The following is a 12,363-nucleotide window of genomic DNA, read 5'->3' on the forward strand; positions in this document are numbered from 1 at the left end:
CGGCCGGGCTCAACACCACGGCAACGGCAGGGGCAGGCGTGCGGGCGCATTAGTGACGCGCGTAGTTTCCGGCCTCGGCCTTTTCGGTGCGTTCCTCTGGCTTCGGGCGGCCCTGGGCGTCGGACAGGCGGTACTTGGTGCGGCGGTCGCCCATCAGGTCGCGCAGGTCGCGGATGCTCATGCCGGTCACTTCGTGCATGCGGATCAGCAGCGAGGCGCCAACCGGCAGGCGGTGGTGGCGGATCTTGCTGATGACCGGCGGCGCGACTTCCAGCAGACGCGACAATGCGGCGTCGTTTTTCAGTTGCATCTTGCCGAGCAAAATATCCAGCAGATGGTTGGGGTTGTAGCTTTCCTGTGAAGCGAGAGCGTGGTGTGCCATGATTTTCCTCGTTGGTTGGGTGAATGAAGTTTGCGGGCTTGAACTTAAGGGCAACTTAGATTCCTTTGGCTAAGTTCCTGACTAAGTTCCTGATTCAATCAGCCCATGCTGATTGCCTTTCGTGCAATATTATTCTATGCTCAAAAGGGCCTGTTTCCGCCGCTGTACGCCGAGCGAAGATTGTTCGACATCAATCACGAGCTAGAAACCTTAGCAACAATGCTATTTCATCACATGGGGCTGGAGGGTGTCGCACGCAAGAACTTGTAGGAAACTGTTACACAAAGCAAGCGCGTCTTTACACAGGCGGGGGCGGGGGATAAAAGCCGCCGTGGCGGCGGGGAAATCAAGCGGTGGTGTCGATATGGCGGCCCAGGGTTTTCTCGCTCTGACGGCGGTCCTGCTCGGTGTGCTTGTCGGCCGCCTGGGCCTGGCGGCGCTGCTGCGCCGCTGCGTCGTCGTTGGCCTGGGCGCGGGCGCGCTGGGTGTCGGTGTTCTTTTCCACGCGGTTCTGCACCGCGCGTTCGGCGGCGTCGCTGCGCTGTTCGCGGTCGGCGCGCTCGGTCGAACTGGCCTGCTGGGTGCGCTGCTGCTCGCGGTTGGCGCGGGTTTCGCGCCGATTGGCCGCCTGCACGCCATCGAGCGAAGTGCTGATGCGCGACGATGAAATCGAATTGGCCGCCATGACTCACCTCCATAGAAATTGCCGGCAGGCTACTCTTTCAATGTAGAAGGCCGCAGCGCCGAAATCAAGGCCTATCGCATCTGCGGCGGGCAAATTACGTTAAACTATTGCCTGTGCCGGCACTGCCGGCCTCTCTCATAAAGCATCCCATTGAAAACCAAAACTCCAGTCCAGCCGCACTACTTCGTCCCGGAGCCGCTCGATAACGCGCGCCTGGCCCACCTGTGCGGCCCTCTCGACGAAAACCTGCGCCAGATTTCCGCAGCGCTGGACGTCACCATCTTCCGCCGCGGCGAAAAGTTCATCGTCAGCGGCCACAACGCCGAACGGGCGGTGCAGATCCTCGAACAGTTCTACGCGGTCGCCAACAAGATCGTGCCGATCGAGGAAGTGCAACTGGCGCTGGTCGAACAGCGCGCCGGCCTGGCCGTGGCCAACGCCGCCATCGCCGCCGCCTCGGCGCCGGACCAGCCGCGCGTGGTCGAAGCGCCCTTCGTCGAGCCGGACATCAACAGCCCGATCCTGAAAACCCGCCGCGCCGACCTGCGCGGCCGCACGCCGCACCAGATCCGCTACCTGCGCAACATCCTGGAGCACGACATCAGCTTCGGCGTCGGCCCGGCCGGCACCGGCAAGACCTATCTGGCGGTGGCCTGCGCGGTCGATGCGCTGGAACGCGACGCCGTCAAGCGCATCATCCTGACCCGCCCCGCCGTCGAAGCGGGCGAGCGCCTGGGCTTCCTGCCGGGCGACTTGGCGCAGAAGGTCGATCCGTATCTGCGTCCGCTGTACGACGCGCTGTACGACCTGCTCGGCTTCGACCGCACGCAGAAGATGTTCGAGAAGCAGGTGATCGAGATCGCCCCGCTGGCCTATATGCGCGGCCGCACGCTGAACCACGCCTTCGTCATCCTCGACGAGGCGCAGAACACCACCGTCGAACAGATGAAGATGTTCCTGACCCGCATAGGCTTCGGCAGCAAGGCCGTGGTCACGGGCGACGTCACCCAGGTCGACCTGCACAAGAGCCAGAAGAGCGGCCTGGTGGACGCCATCCAGGTGCTCAAGGACGTGCGCGGCATCGCCTTCAGCCACTTCAACAGCGAAGACGTGGTGCGCCATCCGCTGGTGGCGCGCATCGTCGACGCCTACGAAACTGCGCACAACCACGAAGCGGAAATCGCCCCTTTACTCAAAGCCACAGCCCTGAAAAATGTCCGTAAAAAATAAACTGACGCTGTCGGTGCAATATCCCGACGCCCGCCTGCAGGAATCCATCACCCGGCCGAAGATCCGCCGCTGGGTACAGGCCACGCTGTTCGCGCCGGCCGAACTGACGATACGCTTCGTCGACGCCGAGGAAGGCCGCACCCTGAACCGCGAGTACCGCGAGAAGGACTACGCCACCAACGTGCTGACCTTCGCCTACAACGAAGGCGAAGACATCCCGGACGACGCGCCGACCCAGGCAGACATCATCCTCTGCACCGACGTGCTGGAGCAGGAAGCGGCCGAGCAAAAGAAAACCGTGGAAGAACACACCGCCCACCTGATCGTCCACGGCGTGCTGCACGCCCAGGGCTACGACCACATGGACGACGAGGAAGCCGCCGAGATGGAAGGCATCGAAACGGAAATCCTGGCCGGCCTCGGCTACGCCGATCCTTATGCCGAGTAAGCGCGGGCTGGCCGCCGGCCTGCTGCTTGCCCTGTGCCTGCCGCCGGCCATGGCCGACGACGCCAAGACCATCGAAATCAACGGCACCCGCAATCCTGAGCTCAAACGCTACCGCGTGATGCTGGCCGGGCTGGACGCTTTCGACGAATACCACGCTCTGGCGCCGAAAGCTCCCGCGCTCAACTTCAGGCTGCGCGTGCGTTCCGGCGCGCAGGAAGGCGTCACGCTGGACAACCTGACGCTGCGCATCGCCGGCGATCAAAGCTCGGTGCCAGTGCCGCTGGCGGGCGACGGCCTGTTCTCGCTGCCGCGCATCGCCGCGCTGGCCGACGAGGACGCCGACCTGGTGCTAAACCAGCGCAAGGGCAACTACCGCTGGGACGCCGACGTCCGCAGCGCCGGCGTGCCGCCGAACATGCGGCGCCTGGGCGACCTGCGGCTGGAATGCGAAGTGGTGGTGGCGGTCGCCAAGAAGGAAATCCCGATGTGGATACACGCCACCGTGACCACCATGCTGCTGACCAACCACTGGTGCGGATCGGACAAGCTCAACTGGATCGGCCGCAGCCCGCGCGCGCTGCGGCAAGCCACGCTGGTGGCCGATGGGCAGCGGCTGGCGCTGGAACTGGGTGACGGCGGCAAGACCTTCACCAGCCCCACCGGCAACCCGGCCTATCCCGACGACGCGCTGATCGAACTGGAATATGCCGACGACGCACCGCAGCCATAAGAATACCTCTTCAGGCCACCCATCCGGTTTCCGCATGCGGCACCTGGATCACAGCCTCCTGCCACGACACCGACGTCGACAGCACAGCAATGCGACCATCCCGCAGAACAAGTAAGGGACCATTTCCTGCCAATGCAGACAACGGATTCCGGGTACGCACATAATCCGCCGAGTTATAGAAAAACACCCAGCCTTGCTCAATCTCCTGGGTTTCTTCGCCAAAAATTTCAAACTCATCCCCGCAAGCCGCCCCGAGCTCACGGACTTTAGCCTCCGCGAGTTTCAAGGCGCTGCTGTCATTAATCGGGCTCATTAACTCGTCCTCAAAAATCGGAAGTGAATGTATCCATCCAGTACTGCCGCATATCCCGTTTGGCCATCAAGGAAACGCACTACACCCTTTTGATTGACGGCATTAAAGACATGCCCCACCCCGCTGCCTCTCATACCAAACACTATCCCTCGCGCCCCCGGACCAGCCGACGTCAACACTTCGATCACTTTGCTGATAGCGCCAGGCTCACCAAACTGCGCGCCAAAAAATTTTTCGAGTACGTCGATCCGACAGGGTCCACCAAGCAAGGCCGACGCACGGTGGCCAGCCAGCGTCGCATCAGTTGCGATTGAGCAATTGATGCAATTTTTCGTACCACCACCGACGTTAATCGCGCGAATCGATCCCGCAGTCACATCCTAGTATAGCGCTACATCTTGGCAAAGGGCGCCGTCAAAAACGCTCATCACGGATCGGTTCCTAACAAATAATCCGTACAGCATGGGCCTGGAAAATTATCGGATATTGAGATCGCCCAAAAGCACAGGCAGGCTGTCTTTTTGACAAAATCGGCCCCGTCTCCCCATTTCGTGTATCCTATACCCCTTCGAAACAACGGCTCACGCCTCCTATGCAAGAGCACTCTAGTGGCGTCAAGACTGACGCCAAACCCCATCGGTCACTGTTTGAACGCCTGACCGCACTGATTTCCCCCGAGCCAGAGAACCGCGCGGAACTGCTCGAAGTTCTGCACGACGCCCACGAACGCAACCTGATCGACGCCGACGCCCTGTCGATGATCGAAGGCGTGTTCCAGGTGTCGGATCTGTCTGCCCGCGACATCATGATCCCGCGCTCGCAGATGGACGTCATCGACATCTCCAAGCCTATCGACGAATGGTTGCCGCTGGTGCTGCAGACCGCCCACTCGCGCTTCCCCGCCATCGAAGGCGAGCGCGACAAGGTGATCGGCATCCTGCTGGCCAAGGACTTGCTGCGCTACTACGCCGAAGAATCGTTCGACGTGCGCGACATGCTGCGCCCCGCCATCTTCATCCCCGAATCGAAACGCCTGAATGTGCTGCTGCGCGACTTCCGCGCCAACCACAATCACATGGCCATCGTGGTGGACGAATACAGCGGCGTGGCCGGCCTGATCACCATCGAAGACGTGCTGGAACAGATCGTCGGCGACATCGAGGACGAATACGATTTCGACGAGGAAGAAGACAACATCCTGTCGATCAAGGAAGGCGTACACGGCCCGCGCTGGCGCATCAAGGCGCTGACCGAGATCGAACAATTCAACGAAGAACTCGACACCGCGCTGCCGGACGACGACGTCGACACCATCGGCGGCCTGGTCGCCAAGCACCTGGCGCGCATGCCGCACAAGGGCGACGTGTTCGACATGGAAGGCTTGCGCTTCGAAGTGCTGCGCGCCGATGCCCGCCAGATCCACGTGCTGCTGGTGGAAAAACTCCCTGCCGCCGCCGAAGCCGGCGACGACGCATAATGCGTTTTCGCCGCGCCAATCCGAACGATCCACCCAAGCCGCAACGCTCCACCCGTGGCCGCATGGCCATCACCGCCGTGGCCGGCGCGTTGTGCGTGTTCGCCTTCGCGCCGTTCGGCTGGTGGCCGCTGGAAATCCTCGGCCTGGCGACGCTGTTCTACCAGGTGCTGCGCAGCAGCGACGTCAAGGCCGCCGGCCTGATCGGCTGGGCCTTCGGCTTCGGCTGGACCGCCGCCGGCACCCACTGGCTTTACGTTTCCATGCACAACTACGGCGCCATGCCGGCGCCGCTGGCGGCCGCCGCCGTGCTGCTGCTGGCCTGGGCCATGGGCTTCTACGTCGCGCTGGCGATGGGCGGCGCGGCCTGGCTGCGCAAGCGCTGGGCGTTGCCGCTGCCGGCCGCCAACCTGCTGGTGCTGCCGGCCATGTGGGCGCTGTTCGAATGGATACGCGGCTGGTTGTTCACGGGCTTCCCGTGGCTGTCGGCCGGCTACGCCCACAACCACAGCCCGCTGGCCGGCTTCGCACCGGTGATCGGCATGTACGGCCTGGGCTGGCTGGCTGCGGTGATCGCCGGCGCCCTGCTGTTGCTGCTGCACCGCACGCGCCTGCGCGCGGCCGGGCTGATCGTCGCCATTTCCGTGGCCGGCGTCGCACTGAGCTACCTGCACTGGACCTACCCGGAAGGCAAGCCGATCTCGGTGCGCCTGCTGCAAGGGAATATCCCGCAAGACGAAAAATTCAACGGCGCCCACGTCATGGCCGCGCTCAAGCTGTACCAGGACGCCATCACCGCCGCGCCGGCCGACCTGATCGCCACGCCGGAGACCGCCATCGTCATGCTGCCGCAGCAGCTGCCGCCGGACTACCTGCCGGGCATCGCCCAGTTCCTCAACAAGACCAACAGCAACCTGATCCTCGGCATCCCGGTGGCCGACAGCCAGACCGCCTACTTCAACAGCGCGATCGGCATCCCGTCCAAGCTGGGCACCAGCTACTACCGCTACGACAAGCACCACCTGGTGCCGTATGGCGAGTTCATTCCCTTCGGCTTCCGCTGGTTCGTCAACCTGATGTCGATCCCGCTGGGCGACCAGACCAGCGGCCGCGACATCCAGCCTTCGTTCCCGATCAAGGACCAGCGCGTGCTGCCCAACATCTGCTACGAAGACTTGTTCGGCGAAGAAATCGCCGGCCAGCTGAACAACCCGGCGCAGGGCCAGAAACCGGCCACCATGCTGCTCAACATCTCGAACCTGGCCTGGTTTGGCGACACCATCGCCATCCCCCAGCATTTGCAGATCTCGCAAATGCGCACGCTGGAGACCGGCCGTCCGATGCTGCGGGCGACCAACACCGGCGCCACCGCCATCATCAATGGCGAAGGCAAAGTGGTGCAGCAGCTGCCTGTGAACACCTACGGCGCGCTGGCGGCCACGGTGCAGGGCATGGCCGGCAGCACCCCGTATATCCTGTGGGGAAACAAGCTGTTCCTGGCGCTGGCCGCGCTGTCGCTTGCGGGCGCCTGGTTTGGGGCCAAGCGCGCAAAAAACCAGCCTAAAGCCGCTTAATCTCTACAGGCTCCCAGTAAAACCCGCTAAAATTGCCCCTTTAGCGAAACTGCAACCGCGCGCCTCTGGGCTGCGCCACCGACCAAACAAGATGCTGACATTTCAACAAATTATCCTGACCTTGCAAACCTACTGGGACAAGCAAGGCTGCGCCCTGCTCCAGCCCTACGACATGGAAGTCGGCGCCGGCACCTTCCACACCGGCACCTTCCTGCGCGCGATCGGCCCGGAGCCTTGGCGCGCGGCCTACGTGCAGCCATCGCGCCGCCCGAAGGACGGCCGCTACGGCGAGAATCCTAACCGCGGTCAGCACTACTACCAGTACCAGGTGGTGATGAAGCCGGCCCCGGAAAACATCCTGGACCTGTATCTGGGTTCGCTGGAAGCGCTGGGCCTGGACCTGAAGCAGAACGATGTCCGCTTCGTCGAGGACGACTGGGAATCGCCGACGCTGGGCGCCTGGGGCCTGGGTTGGGAAGTCTGGCTGAACGGCATGGAAGTGACGCAGTTCACCTACTTCCAGCAAGTTGGCGGCCTCGATTGCAAGCCGGTGCTGGGCGAGATCACCTACGGCATCGAACGCCTGGCCATGTATCTGCAAGGCGTCGAGAATATGTACGACCTGGTGTGGACCACCTGGGAAGAGAACGGCGTGACGAAAACGCTGAAGTACGGCGACGTGTTCCACCAGAACGAAGTGGAACAGTCGGCCTACAACTTCGAGCACTCGAACACCGAGCTGCTGTTCGCCCAGTTCAACAACCACGAATCGGAAGCCAAGCGCCTGATCGAGCTGCAACTGACCCTGCCTGCGTATGAGCAGATCATGAAGGCCTCGCACAGCTTCAACCTGCTGGACGCGCGCGGCGCCATCTCCGTGACCGAACGCGCCGCCTATATCGGCCGCGTGCGCGCCTTGTCGCGCCTGGTCGCCCAAGCCTACTACGATTCGCGCGAACGCCTGGGCTTCCCTATGGCTCCCGCTGCCGCTGCCGTTGCTGAATAAACGATATAAATAATATGACTCAAACTCTGCTCATCGAACTGCTGACCGAAGAACTGCCGCCGAAGGCGCTCGCCAAACTGGGCAAGGCTTTCGCGGACGGCATCGTCAACGGCCTGAAATCGCGCGACTTCCTGGAAGCCGACAGCGTCGCCACCTCGTTTGCCTCGCCGCGCCGCCTGGCCGTCTCCATCACCAAGGTGCGCGCCACCTCGCCGGACAAGGCGATCCGCGAAAAAGTGCTGCCGGTGTCGGTAGCGCTGGACGCCGCCGGCAACGGCACGCCGCCGCTGGCCAAGAAACTGGCCGCGCTGGGCTTCCCCAACCTGACCGTGGCCGATCTGGAACGCGCGCAGGACGGCAAGGCCGAAAGCTTCTTCTACACCTACACCGCCACCGGCAGTGCGCTGCAAGCGGGCCTGCAAGCCGCGCTGGAAGAATCGGTCGCCAAGCTGCCGATTCCTAAAGTGATGAGCTACCAGCGTCCCGACGGCGCCACCGTGCAGTTCGTGCGTCCGGCGCATAGCCTGATCGCGCTGCATGGCGCCACCGTGCTGCCACTGACCCTGCTGGGCCTGACCGCATCGAACGTCAGCGAAGGCCACCGCTTCCTGACCGCACCGGGCCAGCGCATGATCACCATCGCCAACGCCGACAGCTACGCCGCCACCCTGGCGACCGAAGGCAAGGTACTGGCCAGCGTCGAAGACCGCAAAGAAAAAATCCGCGCCGAGCTGCTGGCCAAGGCCGGAGCCGACCAGGTGCTGATGCCTGAAGCGCTGCTGGATGAAGTGGCCGCGCTGGTCGAATGGCCAGTCGTCTACGAATGCAAGTTCGAGGAAGAGTTCCTGGCCGTGCCGCAGGAATGCCTGATCCTGACCATGCAGACCAACCAGAAATACTTCGCGCTGACCGACACCAACGGCAAGCTGCGTTCGCGCTTCCTGATCGTCTCCAACATCGCCACCGACACGCCGACCGCCATCATCGACGGCAACGAGCGCGTGGTGCGCCCGCGCCTGTCCGACGCCAAGTTCTTCTTCGAGCAGGACAAGAAGAAGACCCTGGAATCGCGCCTGCCGCTGCTGGAAAAAATCGTCTACCACAACAAGCTGGGCACGCAAGCCGCACGCGGCGAACGCGTAGCCGCGCTGGCAAGCTACATCGCCACCCAGATCGGCGGCGACGCCGCACTGGCCTCGCGCGCAGCCAAGCTGTCGAAGGCCGACCTGGTCACCGAGATGGTCGGCGAATTCCCTGAGCTGCAAGGCATCATGGGCACCTACTACGCCCGCAACGACGGCGAGCCGGAAGACGTGGCGCTGGCCGCGTCCGAGCACTACCAGCCGCGCTTCGCCGGCGACGCCCTGCCATCGACCGTCACCGGCACCGCCGTCGCGCTGGCCGACAAGCTGGAAACCCTGGTCGGCATCTGGGCCATCGGCCTGGCGCCGACCGGCGACAAAGACCCGTTCGCGCTGCGCCGCCACGCGCTGGGCGTGCTGCGCATGCTGATCGAGAAGCGCCTGCCGCTGTCGATCGCCGGCCTGCTGTCGCACGCTGCGGGGCTGTTCGCTTCCGTGGCCGGCTTCAAGGATCCTAGCGCCGACGTCTACACCTTCATGATCGACCGTCTGCGCGGCATCCTGCGCGAGCGCGGCTTCTCGCCGAACGAGATCGAAGCGGTGGTCGCCCAGAACCCTGACCGCCTGGACGACATCGTGCAGCGCCTGGAAGCCGTGCAGGCCTTCGCCGCGCTGCCGGAATCGGCCTCGCTGGCCGCCGCCAACAAGCGCATCACCAACATCCTGAAGAAGAACGAGGAAGCGCTGGCCGCTGCCGGCAACACCGGCGTCAACGCCGCGCTGCTGCAGGACGCCGCCGAGAAGAACCTGCACGCCGCCGTGGTGCGCGTGCTGCCGGAAATCGACGCCGCCTTCAACAAGGGCGACTTCGCCGGCACGCTGAAAACCCTGGCGCAGCTGCGCGAGGAAGTCGACGCCTTCTTCAACGACGTGATGGTCATGGCCGAAGATGTCGCGCTGCGCAACAACCGCCTGGCGCTGTTGTCGACGCTGCACGGCATGATGAACCGCGTGGCCGACATTTCGAAACTGGCGGCCTAAATGGGTGCGCCGTCCATGAAACTGATCATCCTCGATCGCGACGGCGTCATCAACCACGATTCGCCGGACTTCATCAAGTCGCCGGCCGAGTGGATACCGGTACCCGGCTCGCTCGAAGCGATCGCCCGCCTGAACCAGGCGGGTTATCGCGTGGTGGTGGCGTCGAACCAGTCGGGCATCGCCCGCGAGTTCTTCGACATGACGATCCTGAACGCGATCCACCAGAAGATGCACAACCTGGCGCAGCAGGTCGGCGCCAGCATCGACGCCATCTTCTTCTGCCCGCACGCGGCGGCCGACAGCTGCGATTGCCGCAAGCCGAAGCCGGGCATGTTCACGGAAATCTCGCAGCGCTATAAAATCAGCCTGAAAGGCGTGCCGACCGTCGGCGATTCTCTGCGCGACCTGCAAGCGGGTTACGTCAGCGGCTGCGTGCCCTACCTGGTCCTGACCGGCAAGGGCGAGAAAACCCAGGCCACGGGTGGCCTGCCACCCGGTACAATGGTTTTCGCCGACCTGGCCGCGATGGTCAATCACCTGCTGAAAACCAGCGCGCCGCCGGCGCTGCACATCGTTAGCTAAACAGTTTTTGGAGTCTGCATTGGGTCATCCCGTCTTGTTTTTGCGTTCCCTGATTTTCACCATCGTCATGGTGGTATCGACCATCGTCTGGGCCTGCGTGTGCTTCCTGGCCGCGCCGCTGCCGTACAACAAACGCTTCTTCGTCACCGCGCGCTGGAACGTGTTCATGATCTGGTGCCTCAAGGTTATCTGCGGCATCCGCTACGAAATCAAGGGCGCCGAAAACTTCCCGGACGCGCCGGCCATCGTGCTGTCGAAGCACCAGTCGGCATGGGAGACCATCTTCCTGCTGCCTAACATGCCGCGCCCGCTGGTGTTCGTGTTCAAGAAGGAGATCCTGTACATTCCCTTCTTCGGCTGGGCGATGGCGCTGCTGCGCATGATCCCGATCGACCGCAAGCAGGGCAAGAACGCCTTCATGGACGTGGTCCGCCACGGCAAGCGCCGCCTGGCCGACGGCCAGTGGATCATCATGTTCCCGGAAGGGACGCGCATCCCGGTCGGCAAAGCGGGCAAGTATAAAAGCGGCGGCACGCGCCTGGCCATCGAGACCGGCGCGGTGGTGGTGCCGATTGCCCACAACTCCGGCGAGTGCTGGCCAAAAAATTCTTTCATCAAGCGCCCAGGGCTTGTTACAGTATCGATAGGCAAACCGATTTCTCCGGAAGGACTCACCCCGGACGGCATGATGCAACAGGTGGAAAATTGGATAGAATCAGAAATGCGCGTCATTTCGCCCCACGCCTACAACGCTGGCTAGATGATCTAGCCACGCTGGTGAAGCCGGCGTCGCCGAAAGACGACGCCAGCCAACTGGACCTGTTTGGACGGGAGGCGCAGTCGTCTCTCAAGCCGGTGTACACCGCACCGGTATGGTCTATTCCGACCTCGCCCACCTCGAATACGCCTCCCCCTGTTTCGCCTTACGTCGCGCCGCCGCAGACCGCAGTGCCGGTCAAGCCGCGCGCGCAGACGCCTCCGCCTTCCGACCAGCCGCCCAAGCGCCAGCTGATGGTGGGCGACTTCGTGCTTGAATATTCGCTGCGCCGTTCCACCCGCCGTTCGATCGGCTTCATGATCGACGACGAGGGCCTGCGCGTAACCGCGCCCAAGCGCATCAGCATCGCCGAAATCGACAACGCCATCCGCACCAAGCAGCACTGGATACTGAGCAAGCTGAAAGAACGCCGCGAGCGCCGCGCCGCGCGGCTGGAGAAGCCGCCGGTGGAGTGGATCGACGGCGCGCAGCTGCCGTACCTGGGCGCCGACATCACGCTGCGGCTGCTGGTGGGCGGCCGCAATCGCAGCAGCTACAACCCGGCCACGCGTGAGCTGTCGATGGTGCTGGTGCCCGGTGCCACCGAGACGCTGCTGAAGGAGCGCGTGAAGGCCTGGTATCAGCAGGAGGCCAAGGTGCTGTTCGAGCAGCGGCTGGACGTGTTTGCGGAGCGGCTGGGGGTGCGTTATCACTCGTTCGGTTTATCGTCGGCCGGCACGCGCTGGGGCTCGTGCACGGTGGACCGCAAAATCCGCCTGAACTGGAAGCTGATCCACTTTTCGCAGCCGCTGATCGACTACGTGATCGCGCACGAACTGTCGCACATCCTGGAGATGAACCACAGCGCCCAGTTCTGGAACACGGTCGGCCTGATCTACCCCGAATACGAGGAAGCCAAGAACCTGCTGCGCAAACGCGCACAGGAGCTGCCGGTACTGTTCCCCTAGCCGATCGGCCGGCCGCATAGGTTAGTACTTCATTAAGGCTGCCAATAACTCAATTCATTTCCAAACAAGTTGCATATGTTATAATTGATAG

14 protein-coding genes are annotated in these 12,363 nt (G+C 63.1%); 10 read left to right on the plus strand and 4 right to left on the minus strand.

What is annotated here, in order from left to right:
• Positions 1-49: 49 nt before the first annotated feature.
• Positions 50-382 (minus strand): hypothetical protein, encoded by a 333-nt coding sequence (locus GEV01_RS17460; RefSeq protein ID WP_008451968.1) that lies wholly within the window; start codon positions 380-382, stop codon positions 50-52.
• Positions 383-728: 346 nt separating this feature from the next.
• The gene (locus GEV01_RS17465) at positions 729-1,067 is read right to left on the minus strand and encodes a hypothetical protein (protein WP_152806698.1); all 339 of its coding nucleotides are present in this window, start codon (positions 1,065-1,067) and stop codon (positions 729-731) included.
• Between the two features lie 150 nt (positions 1,068-1,217).
• On the opposite strand from GEV01_RS17465, the gene GEV01_RS17470 reads away from it, so the two are divergent.
• The 3 genes from GEV01_RS17470 to GEV01_RS17480 are packed head-to-tail and all read left to right on the plus strand — an operon-like array spanning position 1,218 to position 3,475.
• On the plus strand, positions 1,218-2,297 hold the full coding sequence (locus GEV01_RS17470) for a PhoH family protein (RefSeq protein WP_008451974.1): 1,080 nt from the start codon (positions 1,218-1,220) through the stop codon (positions 2,295-2,297).
• On the plus strand, positions 2,281-2,745 hold the full coding sequence (ybeY, locus tag GEV01_RS17475; protein WP_152806700.1) for an rRNA maturation RNase YbeY: 465 nt from the start codon (positions 2,281-2,283) through the stop codon (positions 2,743-2,745). Before GEV01_RS17470 ends, ybeY begins: the two co-directional genes overlap by 17 nt.
• Complete coding sequence (locus GEV01_RS17480; protein ID WP_152806702.1) at positions 2,735-3,475, plus strand: hypothetical protein; 741 nt, start codon at positions 2,735-2,737, stop codon at positions 3,473-3,475. Before ybeY ends, GEV01_RS17480 begins: the two co-directional genes overlap by 11 nt.
• Before the next feature lie 10 nt (positions 3,476-3,485).
• Here the strand turns inward: GEV01_RS17480 and GEV01_RS17485 are convergent, their stop codons facing one another.
• Positions 3,486-3,788, minus strand: coding sequence for a YrhB domain-containing protein (locus GEV01_RS17485; RefSeq protein ID WP_152806704.1), 303 nt, complete (start codon positions 3,786-3,788; stop codon positions 3,486-3,488).
• Entirely contained in the window at positions 3,788-4,165 is a 378-nt protein-coding gene (locus tag GEV01_RS31540) for a toxin glutamine deamidase domain-containing protein (RefSeq protein WP_217428427.1), read from the minus strand. The genes GEV01_RS17485 and GEV01_RS31540 overlap by 1 nt, the downstream gene beginning before the upstream one ends.
• Before the next feature lie 215 nt (positions 4,166-4,380).
• Between GEV01_RS31540 and GEV01_RS17495 the strand changes: the two genes are divergently transcribed.
• From GEV01_RS17495 to GEV01_RS17525, 7 genes are all read left to right on the plus strand, one after another.
• Positions 4,381-5,265 (plus strand): HlyC/CorC family transporter, encoded by an 885-nt coding sequence (locus GEV01_RS17495; RefSeq protein WP_008451979.1) that lies wholly within the window; start codon positions 4,381-4,383, stop codon positions 5,263-5,265.
• Complete coding sequence (gene lnt, locus GEV01_RS17500; protein WP_152806707.1) at positions 5,265-6,836, plus strand: apolipoprotein N-acyltransferase; 1,572 nt, start codon at positions 5,265-5,267, stop codon at positions 6,834-6,836. Before GEV01_RS17495 ends, lnt begins: the two co-directional genes overlap by 1 nt.
• Before the next feature lie 91 nt (positions 6,837-6,927).
• Positions 6,928-7,842, plus strand: coding sequence for a glycine--tRNA ligase subunit alpha (gene glyQ / locus GEV01_RS17505; RefSeq protein WP_152806709.1), 915 nt, complete (start codon positions 6,928-6,930; stop codon positions 7,840-7,842).
• 14 nt (positions 7,843-7,856) lie between these two features.
• Complete coding sequence (gene glyS, locus GEV01_RS17510; RefSeq protein WP_152806711.1) at positions 7,857-9,965, plus strand: glycine--tRNA ligase subunit beta; 2,109 nt, start codon at positions 7,857-7,859, stop codon at positions 9,963-9,965.
• Between the two features lie 15 nt (positions 9,966-9,980).
• On the plus strand, positions 9,981-10,547 hold the full coding sequence (gmhB, locus tag GEV01_RS17515; protein ID WP_008451987.1) for a D-glycero-beta-D-manno-heptose 1,7-bisphosphate 7-phosphatase: 567 nt from the start codon (positions 9,981-9,983) through the stop codon (positions 10,545-10,547).
• Between the two features lie 67 nt (positions 10,548-10,614).
• Complete coding sequence (locus GEV01_RS17520) at positions 10,615-11,307, plus strand: lysophospholipid acyltransferase family protein (protein ID WP_373994840.1); 693 nt, start codon at positions 10,615-10,617, stop codon at positions 11,305-11,307.
• A gap of 17 nt (positions 11,308-11,324) precedes the next feature.
• Positions 11,325-12,272 carry a M48 family metallopeptidase gene (locus GEV01_RS17525; RefSeq protein WP_328595540.1) on the plus strand — a complete coding sequence of 316 codons (948 nt, stop codon included), beginning with the start codon at positions 11,325-11,327 and terminating at the stop codon, positions 12,270-12,272.
• The last annotated feature ends 91 nt before the right edge of the window (positions 12,273-12,363 follow it).

The organism is Rugamonas rivuli (genome assembly GCF_009380165.1).
Taxonomy (GTDB): domain Bacteria; phylum Pseudomonadota; class Gammaproteobacteria; order Burkholderiales; family Burkholderiaceae_D; genus Rugamonas; species Rugamonas rivuli.

Bases quoted from the DNA above. Each gene is read 5' to 3' on its own strand.
- ybeY (WP_152806700.1), top strand. From the start codon at position 2,281: ATGTCCGTAAAAAATAAACTGACGCTGTCGGTGCAATATCCCGACGCC.
- glyQ (WP_152806709.1), top strand. From the start codon at position 6,928: ATGCTGACATTTCAACAAATTATCCTGACCTTGCAAACCTACTGGGAC.
- GEV01_RS17520 (WP_373994840.1), top strand. From the start codon at position 10,615: ATGGTGGTATCGACCATCGTCTGGGCCTGCGTGTGCTTCCTGGCCGCG.
- gmhB (WP_008451987.1), top strand. From the start codon at position 9,981: ATGAAACTGATCATCCTCGATCGCGACGGCGTCATCAACCACGATTCG.
- GEV01_RS17465 (WP_152806698.1), bottom strand. From the start codon at position 1,067: ATGGCGGCCAATTCGATTTCATCGTCGCGCATCAGCACTTCGCTCGAT.
- lnt (WP_152806707.1), top strand. From the start codon at position 5,265: ATGCGTTTTCGCCGCGCCAATCCGAACGATCCACCCAAGCCGCAACGC.
- GEV01_RS17495 (WP_008451979.1), top strand. From the start codon at position 4,381: ATGCAAGAGCACTCTAGTGGCGTCAAGACTGACGCCAAACCCCATCGG.
- glyS (WP_152806711.1), top strand. From the start codon at position 7,857: ATGACTCAAACTCTGCTCATCGAACTGCTGACCGAAGAACTGCCGCCG.
- GEV01_RS17485 (WP_152806704.1), bottom strand. From the start codon at position 3,788: ATGAGCCCGATTAATGACAGCAGCGCCTTGAAACTCGCGGAGGCTAAA.
- GEV01_RS17480 (WP_152806702.1), top strand. From the start codon at position 2,735: ATGCCGAGTAAGCGCGGGCTGGCCGCCGGCCTGCTGCTTGCCCTGTGC.
- GEV01_RS17460 (WP_008451968.1), bottom strand. From the start codon at position 382: ATGGCACACCACGCTCTCGCTTCACAGGAAAGCTACAACCCCAACCAT.